Source organism: Microbacterium barkeri, from assembly GCF_027921765.1.
Classification (GTDB): Bacteria; Actinomycetota; Actinomycetes; order Actinomycetales; family Microbacteriaceae; genus Microbacterium; species Microbacterium barkeri.
The window spans coordinates 51,242-74,831 of the sequence record NZ_BSEJ01000017.1; the positions used below are offsets into that span (position 1 = coordinate 51,242).

The window sequence follows — 23,590 nt, forward strand, 5'->3', positions numbered from 1 at the left end:
CGTGATCTCTGCACGACCGTCCTGAGGAGGACCCAGTGGCTAAGGCCAAGTTCGAGCGCACCAAGCCGCACGTGAACATCGGAACGATCGGTCACGTCGACCACGGCAAGACGACGCTCACCGCGGCGATCTCGAAGGTGCTCGCTGACAAGTTCCCGTCGGCGACCAACGTGCAGCGCGACTTCTCGTCGATCGACTCCGCTCCTGAGGAGCGCCAGCGCGGCATCACGATCAACATCTCGCACGTCGAGTACGAGACGCCGAAGCGTCACTACGCTCACGTCGACGCCCCGGGTCACGCCGACTACATCAAGAACATGATCACCGGTGCCGCCCAGATGGACGGCGCGATCCTCGTGGTCGCCGCGACTGACGGTCCCATGGCTCAGACCCGTGAGCACGTTCTGCTCGCGAAGCAGGTCGGCGTTCCCTACCTGCTCGTCGCGCTGAACAAGGCCGACATGGTCGACGACGAGGAGATCCTGGAGCTCGTCGAGCTCGAGGTCCGCGAGCTCCTCTCGTCGCAGGACTTCGACGGCGACAACGCTCCCGTCGTCCGCGTCTCGGGCCTCAAGGCTCTCGAGGGCGACGAGAAGTGGACGCAGTCGATCCTCGACCTCATGGAGGCCGTCGACGAGTCCATCCCGGACCCGGTGCGTGACAAGGACAAGCCGTTCCTCATGCCCATCGAGGACGTCTTCACGATCACCGGTCGTGGCACCGTCGTCACGGGCCGCGCCGAGCGTGGCACGCTCGCCATCAACTCCGAGGTCGAGATCGTCGGCATCCGCCCGACGCAGAAGACCACGGTCACGGGTATCGAGATGTTCCACAAGCAGCTCGACGAGGCGTGGGCCGGCGAGAACTGCGGTCTTCTCCTCCGTGGCCTCAAGCGCGAGGACGTCGAGCGCGGCCAGGTCGTCGTGAAGCCGGGCTCGGTCACCCCTCACACCAACTTCGAGGGCACCGCGTACATCCTCTCGAAGGACGAGGGTGGCCGTCACAACCCCTTCTACACGAACTACCGCCCGCAGTTCTACTTCCGCACCACGGACGTCACCGGCGTCATCACGCTGCCTGAGGGCACCGAGATGGTCATGCCCGGCGACACCACGGACATGACGGTGGAGCTCATCCAGCCCATCGCCATGGAAGAGGGCCTCGGCTTCGCGATCCGTGAGGGTGGCCGCACCGTCGGCGCCGGCACGGTGACCAAGATCATCAAGTAAGTTCTTCCGAACCTGCTTCGTCAGCGGGGTCGCCCTTCGGGGCGGCCCCGCTTTCGTGTGTCCGCGGTTCTATCGCGTCCACGTGCGGGCATTTGCCGCGATCGGCCGGTGAGGATGGCGGATGCCGGCCACTCGCGGCAAGCCCCCGCGGCGGATGGCCCTGCCCCGGTCGTTGAGCGAGCGGAGCGAGTCGAAACGTGGTGACCTTTCGAGGGTCGGTCGCGTCGTTTCGTCTCGGTCGCTGGCGCTCCCTCGCTCAACGACCGGGGGCGAGCGGATGGGCACCTTCCGGTCGTTGAGCGAGCGGAGCGAGTCGAAACGTGGTGACCTTTCGAGGGTCGGTCGCGTCGTTTCGTCTCGGTCGCTGGCGCTCCCTCGCTCAACGACCGGGAGGCGTCGTTTCGTCTCGGTCGCTGGCGCTCCTTCGCTCAACGGCCGGGGTCGGGGCGTTTCGTCTCGGTCGCTGGCGCTCCCTCGCTCAACGACCGGGAGGCGAAGCTCGCCACCGACCCGCGAGAACCGCCGCGACATCCAATCGCGGTGTCAAGCCGCTCGCGCCATCCGCCGTCGCCGTCTAGGAAAGACGCATGACCATCCCCACCTGGACTGCACATGGCGGGCTCGAGCTGCCCGTCCTCGGATTCGGAACCTACCGCCTCAAGGGATCGGATGGCGCGGATGGCGTCGCGCGCGCCATCGAGAAGGGCTACCGGCTCATCGACTCTGCCTTCAACTACGAGAACGAGGGCACGGTCGGCGCGGGGGTGCGGCGGGCCGGGATCGACCGCGACGAGGTCATCGCCACGTCGAAGCTCCCGGGTCGGCATCACGCGTACGACGAGGCGCTGGAGACGATCGAGGAGAGCGTGTTCCGGTCTGGGCTCGGCGATCTCGACCTCTATCTCATCCACTGGCCCAACCCGAAGACCGATCGGTACGTCGAGGCGTGGGAGGCGCTCATCGAGGCGCGCGAGCGCGGGCTCGTGAAGGCGATCGGGGTGTGCAACTTCCTGCCCGAGCACCTGGAGCGGCTCGAGCGCGAGACCGGCGTGCTGCCCGAGGTGAACCAGATCGAGATGCACCCGTACTTCCCGCAGGAGGAGCTGCTGCGGTTCGATGCGGAGCACGGCATCCTCACCGAGGCCTGGAGTCCGCTCGGGCGCGGCAACGACCTCCTCGAGAACGAGGTCATCGTCGACATCGCGCGCAAGCACGGCGCGACACCCGGCCAGACGGTGCTCGCATGGGCGATCGCGCGGGTGTCGATCCCGATCCCGAAGGCGGCGAGCGACGAGCGGCAGCTCGAGAACCTCGGCGCGCTCGAGGTGGAGCTCGACGAGGACGACATCGCGGCGATCACGGCGCTCGGGCGCGCGGATGGCCGACTCGCCGACCAGGACCCCGCCGAGTACGAGGAGTTCTAGGTCGCGCGGCGAGCTCGTGCACGCAGCACGTGCTCGCCCGCCTCGACGTACGACGTGAACAGCTCGGTCACGTCGTGCAGTCGGTCTGCGGTCTCGGGCGTCTCGGTGAGGCTCTCGGCCGCCTGCAGCGTGCGGATGAACGCGCGTGCGCGCTCATGGCTCGCCGCGAGCAGGCTCTCGAATCCGCCTGTCGCCTCGATGAGGAGGCGCCGGCTGCCGGGCTGGGGGATGGTCCGGGCGAGCCCCCACGCCACGAGCTCGCGGACGGCGGTGCTCACGGCTCCCGCACTGAGCGAGAGTTCGGCGCGCAACTCCTCTGCGCGGGACGGCTCATCCTGGAGCAGGAGATAGCCGTAGACTCGGCCGGTTGCGCGAGGGAGGTTCCACGCGGCGAGTCTGTCGCCCATCGCGTCGATGAACTGCTCGCGGTCCGCGCTCATCCGCGCCGCCCCAAGGGCCCGGGCTTCGCGGCACGCCACTCGTCGAGGATCTCGCACAACGCGCGAGACGTCTCCGCGGGCGCATCCCAGGTGAGGATATGCCCGGCGCCGGGAATGACCCGTTCGCGCACGTCCTCGGCCGCCGCCCACCGCGCCATCGCCGACGCGATGTTCCCCGTTCGATCCTCCGCGCCGCGCACGAGGCCGAGCGGCACGGGGGAGAGGTAGGTGGGATCCGGCTGCACGAACGAGGTCGTCGCCCGCCAGACGTCGAGGAAGACGCGCTTGGGCATCCGCGCGAACACCGACTCGGCTCGAGTCACCGCCTCCGGCCGCACAGCCGACGCACGGGCCATCAGGCGCGCCATGGTCCGCGCCGGCATCGCCGCGAGCGCAGGCGCGGCGAGCCGGAGGCCGAGCCGCTCCATCGCGGACAGAGGGCCGGTGTTCCACGTCGACCCGAGCACGATCAGACCGCTCACGCGATCAGGGTGCGCACGCGTGAAGGCCTGGGCGAGGTTGCCGCCGAGCGAATGCCCCACGAGCACCGGCGACGGATGGTCGCAGGCCGAGAGAAGAGCGTCGAGATCCCGCAGCGCGTCCTGCGCGGCGAAGCGCGTGCCCGCCTCCATCGCGGATTCTCCGTGCCCGCGCAGATCGCAGACGACGACGCGGATGCCGCGCTCGATCAGGGCGCCGGCCTGGTCGTCGAACATCGTGTGGTCGAGGCCCGCCCCGTGGAGCAAGACGACGGCCTGCTCGCCGCTGCCTGCGTCCTCGTACGCGAGCTGCGCGTCCCCTCTCTCGAGCCGCTTCGTCAAATTCACCACTTTCTGAAAATAACCCATCCGACACGACGCGGCCACCCACCCCGGTCACCCAACCGTTACCCGAGGCACCGATGATTGCCAGGTGACACCGCCTATCGTCGAGGGCATCATCTGCTCCAGAGGAGGCACCGCATGACCGACGTCCTCGGACCGAAGCCGCCCCGCAGTCGCGCTCGCCTGTGGGTCGCCACGCTCCTTCTTCTCGTCTACGCGGGCTTCGTCGCTCTCGTCACGCTCTGGCCCAACCCGAGCGACCTCGAGTTCGGCGGCATCGCCGACCGTGTGCTGAACGTGCTGTACCGCTTCGGCGTGCCCGAGTCGTTCGGCTTCGACGAGCTCGAGTTCACGGCGAACATCGGCATGTTCGTGCCCCTCGGCTTCTTCCTCGGTCTCGCGCTGCCGCGGCGCGGATGGTGGCTCGCGCTGTTCCTCGTGCCCGGCTACTCCGGCTTCATCGAGTTCACGCAGGCGACGGCCCTCGAGTCGCGCGTCTCGAGCATCCTCGACGTCTTCGCGAACACGACCGGCGGCTACATCGGCCTCCTCTTCGCGATGACGATGCGCGCCATGATCTATGCGCGCGACCGGCGGATCATCGCGCGTGCCATCTGGGAGCGCGACGCGGAGATCATCCGCGCCCGGCAGCATCCGCTTCCGCAGCAGCGCGTGACGCAGCGGGAGCCCGACCCGGCGACGCGGATCTTCGAGCAGCGGCCCGCCTGGCGCGACCCCCAGGACGCCCCGACCGAGCGGCTCCCGTTCTGAAACGAAAAGTTAACTTGGCTAATCGCTTCCATGTCTAGTAACCTCCGAAGTGTGGGCAGACGCTCACAGGTCGACGAACGAGGGGGCACGTCATGGGCAGGATCTTCTACGGCACGAGCGACCAGGCGATCGAGATCGAGGACCGGCTCCTCGCGCACGTCCAGGCCGTCGTCATCACCAAGCTGCGGCGCGGGGAGTCGTTCTCCCTCACCTGCCGCGCCGCGGATGGCTCGCGCGAGACGATGTGGGTCAACTCCGCGATCCCGATCCGCATCGTCCTCGACGAGGAGACGGATGGTCGACTCGACCGGGAGCTGCTCGTGCAGCTCGTCGAGGCGGCGAACTCGAACCGTGGGCTCGACGTGACCGAGCTCATGGCCGAGTCGGCGTCTGCACGACGCCGGGATCTGCCGCGCGCCGCCTGAAGGGGCAGGCACCTGCATCCGGTGGGGGAGCCGGGCACAGGGGATGACGCGCAGCGAATATGACCGAGAGGAGACGGGCCGAACGCCGGGGGACGTTCGGCCCGTTTCGCATATCCGGATGGTGCGGGCTCAGGAGGCGCTCGTCCCGGTCGTCGAGCGAGGGAGCGCGAGCGCCCTCTCCCCGGTCGTTGAGCGAGGGAGCGCCAGCGCACTGTCCCCGGTCGTTGAGCGAGGAGCGCGAGCGCACTCTCCCCGGTCGTTGAGCGAGGGAGCGCCAGCGACCGAGTCGAAACGCGGTGACCGTTCCTCCACAGCTCACCCCGTTTCGTCTCGCTTCCCTCGCTCAACGACCGGAAGCGCCGCCCGCCGCCCGCTGGAGGCGCGCGGCGAGCCGTTCGAGCGCCGCGACGACCTCGTCGCCTTCGAGCACCTCGATGTCCGCGCCGAGCTGCGTCAGTGAGAGCGCGAGCCGGTCGGGGTCGTGCGAGCCGAGCTCGAAACGGCACGTGCTCTCGTCGATCTCCTCGATCTCGATCGGGATGGGGATCCGCGCGGCGACCTCGGCGGCCGGCGCGTGCACGATCACGCGCGCGCGGTACGTCCAGGTCGACCGCGCGACGCGGCGCACGACGAAGTTCACGACCTCCTCTTCGGGGATGACCCGCGGTCGGAACCGCGCGCCCGTCGGCGTGTGCGGCACCATCCGATCGACGCGGAAGATGCGCCAGTCGTCGCGAGCGAGATCCCACGCGAGCAGGTACCAGAGCGGCCCCCAGTTCACGAGCCGCTGCGGCTCGACGTGGCGCGGCTCGGTGCGGCCGTCATGCGTCGTGTATCCGAAGCGCAGCCGCTCATGGCTGCGGATGGCCGCCGCGACTGCGCCGAGCACGGGGAGCTCGACCGGCCCGCCCGGATCGGGCACGGCGCTCGTCGCCGCGCGCACGGCCTCGACACGCCGGCGCAGGTGCGACGGCAGCACCTGCTCGAGCTTCGCGAGGGCGGTGAGGGATGTCTCCTCGACGCCGACGCCCCGGGTCACGATCGCGCCGAGCCCGAGCCCGAGCGCGACGGCGACCGCCTCGTCGTCGTCGAGGAGAAGCGGCGGCATCGCCGTGCCGGCGGCGAGGCGGTACCCGCCCGAGACGCCCGGGCGCGCGTCGACCGGATAGCCGAGCGCGCGCAGGCGGCCGATGTCGGCGCGCACGGTCCGCGTGCTCACGCCGAGGCGCTCCGAGAGCGCCGAGCTCGTCCAGTCGCGTCGCGCCTGAAGGAGTGAGAGCAGCTCGAGCAGGCGGGCCGAGGTCTCCAGCATGCCTCGATCATCCTCCGAATCGCGGAAGCTCATCGTCCGCATTGCCTGGAAGCGTCGATGTCATGACCGAAAGCACAGCTCTCACACCCTTCCGCATCGACATCCCGCAGGCCGACCTCGACGATCTCCGTGACCGGCTCGCGCGCACGCGCTGGCCGCACCCGGTGCCGGGTCGCGACGACCCGCATGACTTCAGCCGGGGCATCCCGCTTCCGTACCTCCGCGAGCTCGCGGAGTACTGGCGCGACGGGTTCGACTGGCGTGCGCAGGAGGCTCGGCTCAACGAGCTCGAGCAGCTGACGACCGTCGTCGACGGCCAGACCCTCCACGTCGTGCACGTGCGATCGTCTGACCCCGCCGCCACGCCGCTGCTCCTGAATCACGGATGGCCCGGCTCGTTCATCGAGTACGAGCGGATCATCCCGCTGCTCGCCGACGACTTCCACCTCGTGATCGCCTCACCGCCCGGGTTCGGCTTCTCGACTCCGCTCGCGAGCACCGGATGGGAGCTCGCGCGGACGACGGATGCCTTCGCCGAGATCATGTCGAGGCTCGGCTACGAGCGGTTCGCGGTCCACGGCACCGACATCGGGTCCGGCGTCGCCGGCCGTCTCGCCGCGGTCTACCCCGAGCGCGTGATCGGCATGCACCTCGGCATCGACCGGGCGGTGCTCGGGCTCGTGGGTGCGGTCTTCCCGCGACCCGACGGGCTGTCGGAGGTCGAGGCTGCGGAGCTCGACGCGATCCTGGCAGCGAGCGCCGCCGAGCGCGGCTACCTCGAGATGCACAACCACCGCCCCGACACGATCGGTGCGGCGCTGACAGACTCACCCGTGGGGCTCCTCGCGTGGATCGGGGAGAAGTTCAAGGTGCGGTCGGGCGACGGGTACGGCGCGCCGGTGGTGGATCGCGACCAGCTCCTCGCCGACGTGAGCCTGTACTGGTTCACCCGCAGCGGCGCATCGAGTGCGCAGTTCTACTACGAGGGCGCGCATTCGGGGGTGATGCCGCTCATGGGCGGCCCGGTGCCCTCGGCCTGGGCGGCGTTCGACACGCACCCGCTGCTGCGTCGCACGATGGATCCGGCGAACCGCATCGAGCACTGGAGCGACTTCACTGAGGGTGGTCACTTCCCCGCGATGGATGCGCCGGAGCTGCTCGTCGCGGATCTGCGGGGGTTCCTCCGCGGGCTCAGCTGAGGGTTGCTCGGCCGCACCAGGGGGTGTCTCTCGGCCGCACCGGGGGTTGCTCGGCCGCCCCTGGCTGTCCCCTCGGCCGCCCCTGGCTGTTCGGGTCGCAGTTTCGGCCCCTAAACGCGGGGTTGAGGACGGTCTTTGCGACCTGGGCAGTTGGGTCGGCTGTTCAGGTCGCAGTTGCGGCCCCTAAACGCTGGTTGGGGGACGGCTTCTGCGACCTGAGCGGTTGGGCCGTGGTGTTCGGGTCGCAGTTTCGGTCCCTAAACGCTGGTTGTGGGACGGCTTCTGCGACCTGAGCGATTGCTCTTCCCCGGTCGTTGAGCGAGGGAGCGCCAGCGACCGAGACGAAACGTGGTGACGGTTCTTCGGGTTCGGCGGCGTTTCGACTCGCTTCGCTCGCTCAACGCCCGGGGAGACGGCACCCGCCCGCTCCACATCCCGAAGCGGCACTCATCACCCCACCCCACCCCCGCCGCCCCTCACCCGCGCGGGGGAGGCGCGGCGGTGCCGGGGCGCGGCACGATGGAGCCGTGACCGCAACCGACGCCGACCGTCGCGGGCCGCTCGTCGCGGCGGCGCTCCTGTGCGCGATCGCCCTGCCGATGACGATCGCGATGCTCGTACAGCTCGTCGCGCCCGTACAGGGCGGGGCGTGGGCGACGTGGATCGGCGCGCTCGCTGTCGTGCTCCACGCGGCCGCCTTCGCATCGCCGTGGCTGCCGCGGATGGCGTTCGCCGTCGGGGCCGCGGTGATGCTCGCACTCGCCCTCATGGCCGACGCCGGAACGTCGAGCGCCGCCCTCGTGCCGTCCGCGGTGGCGTTCCTCCTGCTCGAGTGGCAGGTCGCGTCGACCCAGGGGCGTGCGACGGCCGTCGCGGCGCTGGTCGTCGGCATCGTCGGCGCGTTCGTCATCACGGGCGTCGACGTCGTCTCGACGCGGCAGGCCGACCCGGCGCTCATCGCCTTCGAGGTCATCGCGCTCGCCGCGGTCGTGGGCGCGGCGTGGGCGCTCGGAAGGTCGGCGCGGCGACGCCGCTTCGCGACGGCCGAGCGCGAGCGGCAGCAGGTGCGGGATGCTCTCGCCGCCGAGCGCGCGCGGATCGGGCGCGACCTGCACGACGTCGTGTCGCACTCGCTCACGGTCATGATCGCCCAGGCCGAGGCGGCGCGCGTGCTCACGAGCGAGCCGCGTGCGGCGGATGCCCTCGCCCGCGTGGCCGACACCGGGCGCTCGGCGATGCAGGGGCTGCGCGGGATGCTCCGCGTGCTCGACGAGGCGGATGCCGGTCGAAGCGCGCTCGACGAGACCGCGCCCGCCCCGGACCTCGCGTCGCTCGCCGCTCTCGTGGCCGGCGCGGGGTCATCCGATCACCGCCTCTCGTTCATCGAGACCGGGCATCCGCTCCCGCTCGCGCCCGACGCCCAGCTCGCGCTCTACCGCGCCGCGCAGGAGGCGATCACCAACGCCGTGCGCCACGTGCGTCCGCCGGTCGAGGTGCGCGTCGAGCTCACATGGGGCGAGCGCGATGTGCGCCTCACGGTCGCGGATGACGGCGGCTCCGGCCGGCGCGACGATCCGGGCGGCGGCACGGGACTCATCGGGATGGCCGAGCGCGTGCGCCAGGCGGGCGGCGTGCTCGAAGTGCGCAGGGGAGCGGGATGGACGGTGCAGGTGACGATGCCGGTGGAGCAGGGCGCATGATCCGGGTGCTGCTCGCCGATGATCAGGAGCTCCTCCGCGACGCGCTCACGACCATCCTCGGCGCGGACGCGCGCCTCGAGATCGTCGGGGGAGTGGCGGATGGCGCGGCCGCGGTCGAGCACGTGCGCGCGCACGACGTCGACGTGGTGCTGATGGATGTGCGGATGCCCGGGATGGACGGGATCCGCGCGACCGAGGAAGTGCGGCGGGTGCGCCCGTCGACCCGCGTGCTCGTGCTGACGACGTTCGACGTCGACGAGTACGTGTTCGGTGCCATCCGCGCCGGAGCGAGCGGGTTCCTCACGAAGGACGCGCGCCCCGACGCGCTCGTCGACGCGATCGTGCGGGTGGCCGCGGGCGATGCCGTCATGGCGCCGCGGGCCACGGCGCTCCTGCTGCAGCACGTGCGGAGGCAGGCGGCTCCTGCAGGCGGCGACCCGCTTGCCGTGCTCAGCCCGCGCGAGCGCGAGGTCGCGCTGATGCTCGCACGCGGAGCGTCGAACGACGAGATCGGGCGGGCGCTGTACCTCACGGGCAACACGGTCAAGACGCACGTGAAGGCGATCCTCGCGAAGCTCGGCCTCGCGGATCGGATCCAGGTCGTCATCTGGGCGTACGAGCACGGCGTCGTCGAGCCGGGCGCTCAGCCTCACCCGCGCGGGTGATCCGCTCCCGCTCCCACGGGCGAAGCGCGGCACGGGGTCTCCGCGCGACCGTGGAGCCATGGACATTCGCACGCAGATTCCGAACCCGGCTCCGACCATCCGCCCGCCCGCGTCGCGGCCGCTCACGTGGGTCGGCGTCGCGCTCGCGACCGTGGCGCTCGCCGCCGCGGGGGTGTGGCTCGTCGCTCCCGACGCCGGCCCGTTCGCGGAGGGCGGCACTCCGCTCGAGCAGCTGCTCGGCGGGCCCGCGCCGTTCGCGTCCTCCGCGGCGGGCGCCATCCTCGCGCTCGCGGGAGTGCTCGCGCTCGCTGCGGGGCTCGCCTCGCTCGCCGGATGGCGGTCGCTCGACCGCGCGGCACCCGCGTTCGCGCTCATCGCGTCGCTTGCCGTCGCACTCGGCCTCGTCGGATTCGACGGCATCGTCATCGCGGGGTACACGCTCGCGACCCTCGTGCCGATCGGCGTCGTCGTGGTGATCGCGCTGCTCGCGCGGCGGCGTCCGCTCGCAGCGGTCGCGCTCGCGGTGCCCGTCGTCGCCGTCGTCGTGCTCGCGGTGACGGGGGTGTTCCCGATCGGGATGTTCTACGCCCGGTTCACCGAGAGCGTCCTCGACGACCCGGTCCGCTTCGTCGGGGCGCTCGGGCTCACCGTGTTCGCCGGAGTCTGGATGGGCTGGGCCGCGACCTCGACGGCGGCCGCGCTCCCGCGCATGGGCGCGTTCGTGCAGCGGCATCGCGTGGTGATCACGGTGTTCGCGGCCCTGTGCCCCGCGCCGTACGTCGTCGCGCGTCTGACCTGGCTCACGCCGTGGCCGCTCTTCGGAGGCGACCTCGAGGCCTTCGCGGAGCACCCCGACATGTTCGTGACGGGGCTGCTGCTCGGGGCGGCGATGCTGCTCGGAGCCGTGCTCACACTCGGCCTCGTGCTGCCGTGGGGCGAGCGCGCGCCGCGGTGGGTGCCCGGCATCGGCGGGCAGCCCGTTCCGATCGCGCTCGCGGTCGTGCCGGCGCTCTCGGTCGCGGTGCTCTTCACCGCCGGCGGCGTGCAGGAGCTCGGGCTGATCGTCTCGGGGCAGCTGCACGGCGCGAGCGCGCTCGTGCTGCCGTTCTGGGCCTGGGGTCCGCTGCTCGCCCTCGCGACGTGGGGGTATGCGCGGAAGCGGATGGCCGAGGTGCGGTGAGCGCGGGAGCTCGGCTGTCTTCCCCCCCCCCCGGTCGTTGAGCGAGGGAGCGCCGGTGCCTTCCCCCGGTCGTTGAGCGAGGGAGTGCCGGTACCTCCCCTCGGTCGTTGAGCGAGGGAAGTAGTGCCCCTTAACGTGGTGTAGTTCGCGGTGGCCGGTCTCGTCGTAGACGTGGGCGCGGTCACCGTGTAGTCCCTTCGAGGAATCTCCTACAACCCACTCGAAAGGCATCTTCACGATGACCGCACCTCATATTGTCGACCCTGCCGGCCTGCTCAGCGAAGCCCTGACCGACGCGTCGCCGGATCTCATGCGTTCGCTGTTGCAGACCATGATCAACGCACTCCTCTCGGCCGACGCGGACGCCGTGGTCGGCGCGGAATGGGGCCAACGCAGCGACGACCGCACGACGCAGCGCAACGGCTACCGACACCGGAACCTGGACACCCGGGTCGGCACGATCGACGTCGCGATCCCGAAGCTGCGTCAGGGCACGTACTTCCCGGAGTGGCTGCTGGAGCGCCGCAAACGTGCGGAGACCGCGCTGATCACCGTCGTCGCGGATTGCTACCTGGCCGGGGTCTCGACCCGTCGGATGGACAAGCTGGTGAAGACCCTCGGGATCCACTCGCTGTCGAAGTCGCAGGTCTCACGGATGGCGGCGGAGCTCGACGAGCACGTCGACCAGTTCCGCCACCGCCCGCTCGGCGACGCCGGCCCGTTCACGTTCGTCGCCGCCGACGCGCTCACGATGAAGGTCCGCGAGGGCGGCCGCGTCATCAACGCCGTCGTGCTGATCGCGACCGGTGTGAACGCCGACGGCCGCCGCGAAGTCCTCGGCCTGCGGGTCGCGACCAGCGAGACCGGCGCGGCGTGGAACTCGTTCTTCGCCGACCTCGTCGCCCGCGGACTCGGTGGCGTCCGCCTCGTCACCTCCGACGCGCACCAGGGGCTTGTCGAGGCGATCGCGGCGAACCTGCCTGGAGCTGTCTGACAAAGGTGCAGAACCCATTACGCCGCGAACCTGATGTCCGTGACGCCGAAGACCATGTGGCCGGCGGTGAAGGCGATGCTGCACTCCGTCTACGACCAGCCCGACGCGGATGCCGTGCACGCGCAGTTCGATCGGCTGCTGGACTACGTCGACCAGAAGCTGCCCGACGCGTTCGAGCACCTCGACACCGCCCGGGCCGACATCCTCGCCTTCACCGGGTTCCCAGAGGGCCTCTGGCAGCAGATCTGGTCCAATAATCCGAACGAGCGGCTCAACCGTGAGATCCGCCGCCGCACCGACTCGGTGGGCATCTTCCCGAACCGGGACGCGATCATCCGCCTCGTCGGCGCGGTGCTCGCCGAGCAGACCGACGAATGGGCCGAAGGCCGCCGCTACCTCGGCCTCGACATCCTCGCCAAATCCCGCCTCACCCTCGTCGCCGACACCGGAGGCGAGGTGGACACCGACATCGTCCTCGAGCTCAGCGCCTAACCCATCAACAGTTCGAAGGAACCCGAGCTACACCACATCCTGGGGCTTGACCGCGAGGGAGCGCCAGCGACCGAGACGAAACGTGGTGACGGTTATTCGGCGGCGTTTCGTCTCGCTTCGCTCGCTCAACGACCGGAAGGGGCTTCGTTCGCTCAACCTCCCGAGCGGGAGTGCCGCTACCTCCCTCCGGTCGTTGAGCGAGGGAGCGTCAGCGACCGAGTCGAAACGTGGTGACCGTTCTTCGGCGGCGTTTCGTCTCGCTTCGCTCGCTCAACGACCGGAAGGGTTTCGCTCGCTCAACGTCCGGAAGGGGCTTCGTTCGCTCAACCTCCCGAGCGGAAGCGCCGGTGCCTCCCCCTCGGTCGTTGAGCGAGGGAGCGCCAGCGACCGAGACGAAACGTGGTGACCGTTCTTCGGCGGCGTTTCATCTCGCTTCGCTCGCTCAACGCCCGGAAGGGGCACCAGCTCGCTCAACGCCCGGAAGGGGCACCAGCGCGCCAACGCCCGGAAGGAGCGCCGACGTCGCCGGAGGTGCATCCAGTCTGCTGCGGGCAAGGGACCTCCCGCGTCACCGGTACTCCGGCGCCGCCGGGAGCCCGAAGAACGCCTCGAGCGAGTGGTACCCGCCGTCGTGGTAGACCCGCGCGAGGTCGGGGCCGATGTACCGCAGGTGCCACGGCTCGGCGTTGTACCCGGTCGTGCCGGTCTGGCCCGACTCGTAGCGCACGATCCACCCGTAGCGCCACGAGTTCTCGCGCACCCAGCGCTCCTGCGCGGTGCCGGCGAAGCTGTACAGCGAGCCGCATCCGCCGCCGCACGACACGACATCCGCGGCGAGGCCGAGCTGGTGCTCGCTGTAGCCCGGCCGGGCCGCGAGGCGCTCGCCCTGCTCCTGGCCGAGCGTCTCGACCTGGTAGCGGTGGATGCCCGCCTGGGTGCCGTACGAGCGGTAGCCGCTCGTCAGCGCGATGCGGCCGGCGCCCGATGCGGCGACGTCGCGTTGCAGCTGCTCGAACGATCCGACGGCGTCGGAGCGGATGCCGCCGTCGACGAGAGAGCCGGATGGCACGGTGAGCGACGCGGGGACGTAGTCGAGCGGAGACACGGGGCGCTGCTTGTTCACGACGACCCACGGCAGCGCCGGATCGTCGAGCGGCACGCACGCCGCGCGGCCGTCGGCGATCGCGTCGCGCAGCGCGCCCGCCCCGCCGAAGAGCTGCGTGATGCGCCCCGCGTCGTGGGCGGCGAGCGCCGCGGGCATGTCGGGTGACTGGCAGCCGACGCGAGGTGCCGGCTGGCCCGTGATCGGAGGCGACGCCGCCCCCGAGGTGGGCGCGTACATCGCGACGCCCTCGTACGTCCAGTTGCGGTCGCTCGTGCGCAGCTTCTGGGCCTCGTCGGCGTTGGCGGTGTAGAAGTGCTTCTCGAAGCCCGGGCTCCAGAACCGGTGGACCGCGACGGTCCCCTCGGTCTGCTGCGACGCGGCGCAGAACCGCACGCCCTCGTACGTCCAGTTGCGGTCGGTGCGGCGCACCTCGTCGGCCTCTGCCGCGTTCATCGTGTAGAAGTGCGACGTGTAGGCGGATGACCAGAATCGGTGCACGGGCGAGGTCCCGGCCGGGCAGGCGCCCGAGGCGAGCGGCCAGACCCGGAAGTCCGTTCCCTCGTACGTCCAGTTGCCGTCGTTGCTGTGCAGGCTCTGCGCCTCGGAGTGGTCGAGCGTGTAGAAGTGGGCGTTCTCGTAACCCTGGCTCCAGAACCGGTAGACGGGGCGGCTCGAGCTCGGGTCGGGCGAGGCGCTCGCCGCGGCGGCGGGCGCGACCGTCACGCTCGGCGCGACCGCGGCCATCCCGCCGAGCAGGATGGCGGCCGCGAGTCCGCTCGCGAGCCTGCGGATCGCGGAACCCGGCTTCCGCCCTCGTGCACGTGCTCGCCCCAGCGCTGCGCGCGCCATCCCCCCGGAAGTCATGATCCCGATCGTATCGACGGGCCGACGGCGGAGGGGAACGGAGCGACCCGGGCACCCGAGCGGATGGCGCGCGCTGGCTGCGGCGCTACGGTGCGCCTTCCTCGACGGCGGGGCGGCAGTCGGCGAAGGCCGCGGGCAGGAAGAACTCCTGCAGGTGCGTCGCCACCTCGGCGCCGTCGCCGGCCTCGAACGCCCGCTTCAGCTGCGAGATGGTGGGAGCCATGTCGATGTCGTGGCTCAGACCCGTGCGCACGACGTGCCCCACGTGGAACAGCAGCGTGATCCGGGCGGCGTTCCACGCTTCGAGAAGGTGCTCGTTCTCGGCGGCGCGCGCGAGCGCGCTGACGAAGCGGGTCGAGCTCAGGAGCAGGTCGCGAGGTTCGGCCGCTGAGGCCAGGGCAGCCAGCTCGGCGGAGGCCGCCGCGTGCAAGGTCGTGCCGGCGAGCTTCGGGATGGCGACCCGCGCGACGCCGCCCGCCAGGTAGGCGGCGAACTCCGCCGCCGCCTTCGTCGATGCCGGCGTGACCGGGGCGACGCGCGTCCAGCGGCTGGCTTCGACGTCCACGAGCCCGAGCGGAACGAGGCGTCGGATGGCCTCGCGCACGGGCATGCGCGAGATGCCGAGCTCCTGCGCGATCTCCGCGAGCTCGAGGGCCTCGCCGGGGGAGTAGCGCCCCTCGCAGATCTCACGCGCGAGATGCTGGAACACGTTGTCGGTCAGGGACTCCGTGTGGGCGCGGATACGCGGCTGCATCACATCGACTCCTTCGCAGTCGCACTCGGGTATGCGACTGAAGGTACGGCCCCTGCGACACTTCGCGCACGGGGTTGTTAGGGTACGAACATATTGGCATAATCCCCGGCGCTGGGGCGGGATCCGGCGGGGTCGAATTCCGCCCGCCGCCCCTAAACTGGCCCTCGTGTCCGCTCTCGCTCAGGGCATCGGCGCACAGCCCCGCATGAGCGGCGGGCGCGAACCGAGCCACCTCCGCCGCGACGTCCAGGGTCTGCGCGCCGTCGCGGTGCTCGCCGTCATCGCGAACCACGCCGTCGGATGGCCCGCGGGCGGATTCCTCGGCGTCGACGTCTTCTTCGTCATCTCGGGCTTCATCATCACAGCGCTGCTGCTGCGCGAGAGCGACCGCACAGGCCGCATCTCGCTCGCCGAGTTCTATCGGCGTCGCGTCCGCCGGATCATGCCGGCGTCGGTTGTCGTGCTCGTCGTCACCGTCGGCGCAAGCTGGGTGCTCCTCGGCGGCGAGCAGGCGCGGTCGATCGCACTCGACGCGCTCGCCGCGGTCTTCTTCGTGAGCAACTGGCGATTCGCGGCCGAGGGCACCGATTACTGGGCCGACACCGGCGCCGTCTCGCCGCTGCAGCACTACTGGTCGCTCGGCGTTGAGGAGCAGTTCTACCTCGTCTGGCCGGCCATCCTCATCCTCTGCCTTCTGCTCGCGGCTCGTCGCCGTGTGCCCAGCCGTCGCGTCCTGGCGATCGCGCTCGGCGCCATCCTCGTCGGGTCGCTTGCGTGGGGTGCGCTCGAGACGCTGCAGCGGCCCGGCATCGCGTACTTCTCATCCCTCACGCGCGCATGGGAACTTGCCCTCGGCGCGCTCGTGGCGGTCGGCGCGCCGCTGCTGGCTCGATTGCGCGACGCCTGGCGCCCGCGGATCGTCTGGGTGGGTCTCGCCGCCCTCGCGTTCGCGCTCCTCACCAGCGGCAGCGAGGGGATGCCCGTGCCCGGCGCGCTGCTCGCCGTGGTCGCGACGGCCGTCGTCATCGCCGGCGGGACCGGCGGAAGAGAGCCCGACATCTGGCCCCTCACGAATCGCGCCTCCACGTATGTCGGAGACCTCTCGTTCTCGCTCTACCTGTGGCACTTCCCGGTCGTGGTGTTCCTCGCGCCGCGGTTCGATGCGCACGAGCGGAAGTTCCTCGCGGTCGTGCTCGCGGTCACGCTCGTCCTCGCGGTCGTCACATATCACCTGGTCGAGAACCCCGTACGGCGGTCGGCATGGCTCGCGCGGGGCAGCGGGCGGATGGTCTGGGTCGCGACGATCGGGGGAGTCGCGCTGCTGATCGCGGGGCTTGTCGCCGCGGGAGCGGTGCGACCTCCTGCACCGGCGGCCGCCGCGGCGGAGCCTACGGCGATCACCTCGCAGGCCCAGCTCGACGGACTGCTTCGCGACGCGCTCGCCGCAACCGCGTGGCCCGCGCTCGACCCGGCTCCGGCTGATGTCGCGGTGCAGGGGATGCCGGAAGAGGATGGCGCCGGCTGCTCGAACGTGGATCTCGCCGACCCGTCGGCGTGCTGGTTCCCCCACGAGGGGGCAGAGCGCACGGCTGTCGTCATGGGCGACTCGACGGGCATCGTGCTGCTGCCGATGATCCGCGCCGCGCTCGGAGACGGCTGGAACGTCAAGGCGCTGACCATGGCCGCCTGCTATCAGGTCGACATCCCGCGCTGGTATGACAACGCGGAGCACGAGCGGACGTGCGAGGAGCATCAGGCAGGAGCCCTCGCCGAGGTGGAGCGCCTCTCGCCCGATCTCGTCTTCGTCAGCAACCTGTACTCCGGGGTGTGGCACCTCGAACCGGCGGTCGACGCGCTCGATGGCGGCGGCGTGTATCAGTGGGCGCTCGAGACCGAGCGTCTCGCGGAGCAGCTGAAGAGGGTGACCGACGACGTCGTCTTCGTGCAGTCGCCGCCGCGCCGGGAGGCGCTCGGGGAGTGTGCTGTGGCCGGATCATCGCCCTCGGCCTGCGTCCATGAGGTGGACGCGCTCTACCGCGAGGTGGCGGAGGGCGAGAGGGCCGCGGTGCGGTCCGCCGGCGCGGCGTACGTCACCGTCGAGGAGTGGTTCTGTGCGGATGGTCGCTGCCCGGCTTTCGTGGGCACGACGCCGACGATGCGCGACGAGATGCACGTGACGCGGCAGTACGCGGAGATGCTGGCGCCGCTGCTGCGGGAGAAGCTCGGGGAGCGGATCCGAAGTCGCTAGAGCCATGCAAGGGTCGCCCTTAGCCCACGTCTCCCAACAGCAGGGGGCCAAGCACCTCACCTGATACCGGCGTCAGAGGGGCGGTGCCAGTCTTCAACATGTGCTCAGCGACAAAACTGGGCAGTGCCCCTCCGAACAGAACCAGCGAGTGGTCTCGGCAAGCTTCCCGTTCGGGTGCAATGTGATGGCCGCGCGCTCTGCGGCAACCTTCTTGGCGGACGCATCCGACAGCGGCGAGAGACCCCTTGGTGCCTGAATTCCAGAGGCGATCTTATCGACAACCGCGCCAAGGCCTGGCGGCGAGCTCCGCCGTGGAGCGACCAAGGCACGACCGGTCGCCCGGATCGCGCTTGCTAGCCTCGACTGGTGCAGAAGCGGGTCGATATTCAAGGGCTCAGGGCCCTCGCCGTGATCTTGGTGGTCGCCTATCACATCTGGCCGACTACCGTGCCGGGCGGCTACGTCGGCGTTGATGTGTTTTTCGTGGTTTCTGGGTTCCTGATCACGAGCCACCTCGTAAGCGAGGTCATGCGCACGGGTACGGTCGACGTCCCGCGGTTCTGGGCGCGGCGCATCCGACGTCTGCTCCCGGCGTCGTTCCTCGTGCTGTTCGCCGTGCTCGTGGCCACGGCGTTGTGGCTGCCAAGAGTGCTCTGGGAGAAGACATTCTCGGAGGCTGCCGCGAGCGCGCTATACGTCCAGAACTGGATGCTCGCGGTCAGCAGCGTGGACTACCTTGCTGCCGAGAACACGGAACCATCGCTCGTGCAGCACTTTTGGTCCCTCTCCGTTGAAGAGCAGTTCTACGTAATTTGGCCGCTCCTAATTGTAGGTGTTGTCTTTCTTCTCAAGGGGGCTCGCTGGATCGGGATCGCGCTCGCTGTTGTATTCGTAGCTTCTCTTGCTTTCTCGATCTATGAGACATCGGCAAGCCCGTCGGTCGCATATTTCGCGACCACCACGAGAGCCTGGGAGTTCGCCGCCGGCGGTCTGCTCGCTTTCCTTCCCCCGGTGCGCTTCGTGGTGGTTAGAATTGCCGCGTGCTGGGGTGGAGTTCTCGCTATATTGTTGTCGAGCTTCCTGATGGATGGCGCGACGCCATTTCCGGGATCCGCTGCCTTGATTCCGGTGCTCGGGGGTGCTGCCGTGGTGTGGGCCGACGCGCCGGTGAAGAACGTCTGGTCGCCTGCGTTTGCGGCGAGAACTGGACCGGTCCAGTTCATTGGCGATCTCTCGTACAGCCTCTATCTCTGGCACTGGCCACTTGTTGTCCTTTACCCATACATCCGTGGGAACGACCCAGAACTGAAAGGCGGCGTCTTGATCCTGTTCGCGAGCGTCGTGCTCGCGTGGGGAACAAAGGTGTTCGTGGAGGACCCTTTCCGGCGAGGTTTCGTTTGGGGCGTCAGCCGCGCACGAACCTACGGATTCGCTGCAGCAGGAATGGTTGCGGTCCTCTGCGTCGTCGGCGCACAGCTCCACGCTCTCGGGCAGCAGCGGGCTGAGGCGGAGGCTGTCGCGATGCGCGCAGCAGACAGCGGTATTGAATGCTTTGGTGCTGCAGCGATGGTCGACACTGAATGCCAAGACGTCTTCCGTGCTCCGGTTGGGTTCGACACTGCGTTCGGCCAAGGAGATCGCGGCGTGCTTGGCACTGATTGCCTCGGCGGGCCGAACGACGTGGTGGTCACGAAGTGCGACATGGGGGCAGAGGATGGGTCGACGCGCATCGCGATAATCGGCAACTCGCACGCGGCGGCGCTATCGAGCGGACTCGACTTGTACGGGAGGTCGCACGGATGGGAAGTCGTGACCTACCTGCGGCAGGAGTGCCTAGGGCACTCGTCGACACGGGAGCGGAATCTGCCGTCGGCCACGTGCCTGCAATGGACTGAGTCAGTTCACGAGGATCTATTACGCGACGACGAACTGGACGCAGTCGTCTTCCAGAGCTACGTCTTCGCAGCACCTGCTGGCATGGACGAGCTGTTCGCGGAGCAGGCTCACGACACCTGGGACAAATTTGAACGCGACGGTATCGATGTCATCGTGGTGAATGACGTCCCCGGAAGCCGGAAGAACTTCACTCCTTCCTGCCTCGCGCGGCACCTCCAGGAGGACGATCCATGCTCCGTACCGCGAGACGACGCGGGGGTGCATCTAACGAACGCGATGTGGGAAGCTGCGCAGTCGGCAGCCGCGGTGACTACCGTCGATCTGACGGAATTCGTCTGCGACGACGACCGTTGTCACGCTCTGATCGGTGGTGTCATGGTCTACTTCGACGAGCATCACCTCACCGGGATGTTCTCCAGCACTCTCGCGCCGTTCGTCGCGCGTGAGATCGAAGCTGGAATCGCAGCTTCCGCGAGCCCAGCCCGCGGCGGCCCGTGAACCCTAACCCCGGCGCGACCTCGTCGCGGGGCGCAGGACATGCGGCAGCGGACTGTGCCAAGCAACAAGCGCCACCGCGAACGACCGCGGTCGCGTCGTCGCCTCGCTCGTTATGCTGGTGCGGTGCCGCACCGTGAAACGCCCGCGCCCCGCATAGGCCTGATCCCATCGCTCGATGGGCTTCGCGCTGCCTCAGTCGCCATCGTGTTCTGGGCGCATGCAGAGATGCCGGGCGGAGTGCGCGGTGGGACAGGCGTGACGGTGTTCTTCTTTCTCAGCGGGTACCTGATCACCACGCTGATGCGGGTCGAGTACGACCGCCACGAACGGCTTTCGCTAAGAGACTTCTACCTTCGACGCGTTCTACGCATTTTCCCTCCCATGTACCTCGCGATCTGTTTGGGGCTGATCCTGACAGCGCTCGGGACTCTGACGGCGCCAGTGAGTGCCGGAGGCGTGGCAGCCTCAGCATTCTTCTACGCGAACTATTGGAAAATCGCTGAACTCGAAGGCATCCCCGAAGGGTTGGGGGTGCTTTGGTCGCTGGCAGTCGAGGAGCATTACTACCTGCTCTTTCCTCTTCTTTATGTTGCGATGCGTCGATTTCTTCCGAGACGTGGACATCAAGCGTTGTTTCTGGCGCTCATCTGTGTAGCCGTACTTGTCTGGCGGAGTTGGCTGCTGTTGCACGACGGCGTGAACCCGGTGCGCGTATATTACGGGACCGACACGCGGATAGATGGAATACTGCTGGGTGCGATATTCGCGATCGTGCTCAATCCCGTATATGGAGACGTGAGGTTGCCGAGGCGAGGCGTCCTCGGAGCTCTCGCCGGCGCGTCGACTCTCGCTTTCATGGCGTTTGCATTTTCGCGCATCGTCGCCACGGATGAGGCGTATTCGTGGGGCTACACGGTGCAGGGACTTCTGCTCATTCCAATCTTTGCGTACTTGATCACTGCACCGACCTCGTGGGCAGGACGAGTGCTCAACTGGAAGCCCGTCGCGTTCCTCGGTGTGCTCTCGTACGTCATGTACTTGGTGCACGCACCGTTCTTGTACGCCGTGCAGCATGTCCTCGGTTTGCCCCATGTGGTCGAGGTAGCCCTCGCTGCTGTCGCCACCTTCCTGTTTGCCTGGGGCGTGAACCTCGCTGTCGAGCGTCCTCTCGCTACCCTCCGGAAGAAGATCAGCCACGCCGGAGAGTCGACCACAATGATGGCTGCGTCGCGGTAGTTGACTCTGTCAACACGTCCGCTTCAGGTACAGCGCAGACACCGCTTGTAGCATCGGACCTTCCAGATCGACGCTCCCCTAGATGAAGTCGTCCAACCAGAAGGCCAGTGACGCTCATGACGCTCCTGCGCGCGACCGCCATCCTCTTGATGACGATCTTTCTTGCGCCGACGGCCGCACCGACCGCGGCGGCCGCAACCGCCGCGCTGGCCTCTGCATCCCCATACGAAGTGAGCGCCAACCGCGATGGTGGGGTGACCATAACGCAATATCGCGGTTCGGAAGAGGAACTGTCCATCCCTGCAAGGATCGATGGTCAGCGCGTGACAAGGATCGATGCCAGTGCTTTTGCCGGAACTGGGCTCAGGTCGGTCCGCATACCGGAAACTATCCGCGAGATTGGGCGCGATGCTTTCCGGGGTAACGAACTAACAGACGTGACCTTGGGCAGTAAGGTGTCTTACCGCCCAGCTGATGTGCTCGGTCAGCTCAGAATCGAAGGCAACCGCGTCGTGGGTGAACGGGGTCAACCAGCGCAGCTGCGCGGCACGAGCCTCTTCCACAGCAACTGGGCGGGCGAATACTACACAGCAAGCACGATCAATACCCTCGTGGACGATTTTCAGGTGTCGGTGGTGCGCGCCGCGATGAACGTATCGAATCGCGGCGGCTATCTTCAGAATCCCGCCCAGAATTTCGAGCGCGTTGCTTCGGTGGTGGACCAGGCGATCGAGCGAGGCATCTACGTCATCGTCGACTGGCATGACCACCATGCCCAAAACCACGCCGACGAAGCGAAACGCTTCTTTGCCAAGATGGCCGAGAGGTACGGCGGGGTTCCGAATGTCATATACGAGATATTTAACGAGCCACGACCCGACGTGCGATGGGCCGACATCAAGAACTATGCGGAAGAGATCGTGCCGGTGATACGGGAGGAGTCGCCGAACGCGTTAGTCATCGTGGGCACGCCCAACTTCTCGAGTTCAGTGGGAACTGCGGCGCGCGACGCGTTGCGTCTCCCCAATGTCGCGTACGCGCTTCACTTCTACGCGGGAGGTGGAGGTCAACGAGCTGTGCGAGAGGAAGCTGCGCGTGCACACGCGAGTGGTCTACCGCTCTTTGTTACAGAGTGGGGCGTTGGGGACTACTCAGGTGACGGCGATTTCGATCATGCGGAAGTTCGGAATTGGATGAAGTTCCTCGATGAGCGCGGCATAAGCCATGTGATGTGGAGCGTATCCAAGACGCCGGAAACGTCGGCGATGCTTCGCGGTGGCGCGGGCATTTCTCGCTGGAACACTGAGCAGCTAAGCGAAGCGGGTGTATTCATCCGCAGTTACCTGCGTGACGCTAATGCGCTTACGGTGCACCACGGCGCGTTCTTTGATAACGAAATATCTAGGATCGACGTCCGGGGCAGGATCTACGGATGGGCAAAGGCGTTCGACGCCACATCGACGAGCGTCGCTGAGTTCGCGCGCGCACGCACTTCTCCCGCATCGAACCCGTTTGGGTATAGCGACATCCCCGGCGCCGTCATCGTGAACCCCGCGGAACTCCTCGTCCATGTGGAAAGCGCGGACGGCAGGGCGATTCGTGTGGACGGCTCATTCTTTGGGGACGGTCTCACTTCTTTCGAGCGCGCTGCAAATCCGACCGCCGACTTTTCGCGCTACTACCGCGTCGGGGAAAAGCGGATTGTTGATCCGCTCGGGGACGAGCGACTCGAGGTGAGAGGAGGTGCGGAAGTGACGTTTTCCGAGAGGAAAATTGAGAAGACAATTGCCTACGTTCCCACGTCGGGTCCTGCGATGAGGCGCCTTCATGAGCCGAGTCCGCTCGCCAGCGCGTTCGCTCTGTTTCACGCACCCAGCCTCTGGGTTGTCCTTGTTTCTGTTGGAACGCTCAGTATCCTTGCGGTGCTCATGGTGCGGCGCCGCCGCAGGTCCGCGCCAGAGCGCGAGGTGTCACCTGGCTGATGGGGATAACGCCTTTCGAGAAGCGCAATGGGCGGTAGTGCTGGCGAGATGGGGGTCGGCGCGCTCGCGCGCGCTCCGTTGCAAGCCCTGTCCTTCGTCATCCTCGCGCGGCTGCTGAGCAAAGTGCTGAACCGGCGCGGCCGGCGCCGAGCTTGCCCTACTGCTGTTTGCCCGTTCCCAAGGTCGAGAGCGGAGCGGCCCGGAGAGCCCAGTGCCTTCGCGGGCGGTCCTTGGTGCGGACGACGACGGCGACGTGGGGGGTCATGTCAGCGGCCCATGCCGTGGTAGGTCCAGCCGGCGTCGCGCCAGGTGGTGGGGGTGAGGATGTTGCGGCCGTCGATGACGACGGGGC

At 68.4% G+C, this 23,590-nt stretch carries 17 protein-coding genes and 1 pseudogene; 13 read left to right on the top strand and 5 right to left on the bottom strand.

Annotation, left to right across the window (positions count from 1 at the left end):
* The first annotated feature begins 35 nt into the window (after positions 1–35).
* Together tuf and PKE79_RS14755 are read left to right on the top strand one after the other, a co-directional pair.
* A complete protein-coding gene (gene tuf, locus PKE79_RS14750; protein WP_271174467.1) occupies positions 36–1,229 on the top strand; it encodes an elongation factor Tu in 1,194 nt (397 codons plus the stop codon).
* Positions 1,230–1,816: 587 nt separating this feature from the next.
* Positions 1,817–2,653 carry an aldo/keto reductase gene (locus tag PKE79_RS14755; RefSeq protein ID WP_271174468.1) on the top strand — a complete coding sequence of 279 codons (837 nt, stop codon included), beginning with the start codon at positions 1,817–1,819 and terminating at the stop codon, positions 2,651–2,653.
* On the opposite strand, the gene PKE79_RS14760 is transcribed toward PKE79_RS14755, so the two are convergent.
* Together PKE79_RS14760 and PKE79_RS14765 are read right to left on the bottom strand one after the other, a co-directional pair.
* A complete protein-coding gene (locus tag PKE79_RS14760; protein WP_271174469.1) occupies positions 2,650–3,093 on the bottom strand; it encodes a GbsR/MarR family transcriptional regulator in 444 nt (147 codons plus the stop codon). The genes PKE79_RS14755 and PKE79_RS14760 overlap by 4 nt on opposite strands.
* The gene (locus PKE79_RS14765; protein WP_271174470.1) at positions 3,090–3,923 is read right to left on the bottom strand and encodes an alpha/beta fold hydrolase; all 834 of its coding nucleotides are present in this window, start codon (positions 3,921–3,923) and stop codon (positions 3,090–3,092) included. The genes PKE79_RS14760 and PKE79_RS14765 overlap by 4 nt, the downstream gene beginning before the upstream one ends.
* Before the next feature lie 132 nt (positions 3,924–4,055).
* Here PKE79_RS14765 and PKE79_RS14770 point away from each other — a divergent pair, with 132 nt between their 5' ends.
* Both PKE79_RS14770 and PKE79_RS14775 read left to right on the top strand, forming a co-directional pair.
* Positions 4,056–4,688: a VanZ family protein gene (locus PKE79_RS14770; RefSeq protein WP_271174471.1), complete on the top strand. Its 633-nt coding sequence runs from the start codon at positions 4,056–4,058 to the stop codon at positions 4,686–4,688.
* 92 nt (positions 4,689–4,780) lie between these two features.
* Positions 4,781–5,113 (top strand): DUF7882 family protein, encoded by a 333-nt coding sequence (locus PKE79_RS14775; protein ID WP_271174472.1) that lies wholly within the window; start codon positions 4,781–4,783, stop codon positions 5,111–5,113.
* 343 nt (positions 5,114–5,456) lie between these two features.
* Here the strand turns inward: PKE79_RS14775 and PKE79_RS14780 are convergent, their stop codons facing one another.
* Positions 5,457–6,425 (bottom strand): helix-turn-helix transcriptional regulator, encoded by a 969-nt coding sequence (locus PKE79_RS14780; protein WP_271174473.1) that lies wholly within the window; start codon positions 6,423–6,425, stop codon positions 5,457–5,459.
* 62 nt (positions 6,426–6,487) lie between these two features.
* Here PKE79_RS14780 and PKE79_RS14785 point away from each other — a divergent pair, with 62 nt between their 5' ends.
* From PKE79_RS14785 to PKE79_RS14805, 5 genes and pseudogenes are all read left to right on the top strand, one after another.
* Positions 6,488–7,624 carry an epoxide hydrolase family protein gene (locus PKE79_RS14785; RefSeq protein ID WP_271174474.1) on the top strand — a complete coding sequence of 379 codons (1,137 nt, stop codon included), beginning with the start codon at positions 6,488–6,490 and terminating at the stop codon, positions 7,622–7,624.
* Positions 7,625–8,151: 527 nt separating this feature from the next.
* The gene (locus PKE79_RS14790; protein WP_271174475.1) at positions 8,152–9,324 is read left to right on the top strand and encodes a sensor histidine kinase; all 1,173 of its coding nucleotides are present in this window, start codon (positions 8,152–8,154) and stop codon (positions 9,322–9,324) included.
* Positions 9,321–9,989, top strand: a complete 669-nt coding sequence (locus tag PKE79_RS14795; protein WP_271174476.1) for a response regulator — start codon at positions 9,321–9,323, stop codon at positions 9,987–9,989. The genes PKE79_RS14790 and PKE79_RS14795 overlap by 4 nt, the downstream gene beginning before the upstream one ends.
* A 58-nt stretch (positions 9,990–10,047) precedes the next feature.
* Positions 10,048–11,169, top strand: a complete 1,122-nt coding sequence (locus PKE79_RS14800; protein WP_271174477.1) for a hypothetical protein — start codon at positions 10,048–10,050, stop codon at positions 11,167–11,169.
* A 238-nt stretch (positions 11,170–11,407) separates the two neighbouring features.
* A pseudogene (locus tag PKE79_RS14805) lies at positions 11,408–12,655 on the top strand (IS256 family transposase).
* A gap of 568 nt (positions 12,656–13,223) precedes the next feature.
* Here the strand turns inward: PKE79_RS14805 and PKE79_RS14810 are convergent.
* Positions 13,224–14,624 carry a D-alanyl-D-alanine carboxypeptidase family protein gene (locus PKE79_RS14810; protein ID WP_271174478.1) on the bottom strand — a complete coding sequence of 467 codons (1,401 nt, stop codon included), beginning with the start codon at positions 14,622–14,624 and terminating at the stop codon, positions 13,224–13,226.
* Between the two features lie 85 nt (positions 14,625–14,709).
* Entirely contained in the window at positions 14,710–15,378 is a 669-nt protein-coding gene (locus PKE79_RS14815; RefSeq protein ID WP_271174482.1) for a GntR family transcriptional regulator, read from the bottom strand.
* A gap of 166 nt (positions 15,379–15,544) precedes the next feature.
* Here PKE79_RS14815 and PKE79_RS14820 point away from each other — a divergent pair, with 166 nt between their 5' ends.
* From PKE79_RS14820 to PKE79_RS14835, 4 genes are all read left to right on the top strand, one after another.
* Positions 15,545–17,626 carry an acyltransferase family protein gene (locus tag PKE79_RS14820; protein WP_271174479.1) on the top strand — a complete coding sequence of 694 codons (2,082 nt, stop codon included), beginning with the start codon at positions 15,545–15,547 and terminating at the stop codon, positions 17,624–17,626.
* Positions 17,627–17,992: 366 nt separating this feature from the next.
* Entirely contained in the window at positions 17,993–20,020 is a 2,028-nt protein-coding gene (locus PKE79_RS14825) for an acyltransferase family protein (protein WP_271174480.1), read from the top strand.
* 123 nt (positions 20,021–20,143) lie between these two features.
* Entirely contained in the window at positions 20,144–21,256 is a 1,113-nt protein-coding gene (locus PKE79_RS14830; RefSeq protein WP_271174481.1) for an acyltransferase family protein, read from the top strand.
* 116 nt (positions 21,257–21,372) lie between these two features.
* Positions 21,373–23,238 (top strand): cellulase family glycosylhydrolase, encoded by a 1,866-nt coding sequence (locus PKE79_RS14835; protein WP_271174483.1) that lies wholly within the window; start codon positions 21,373–21,375, stop codon positions 23,236–23,238.
* The last annotated feature ends 352 nt before the right edge of the window (positions 23,239–23,590 follow it).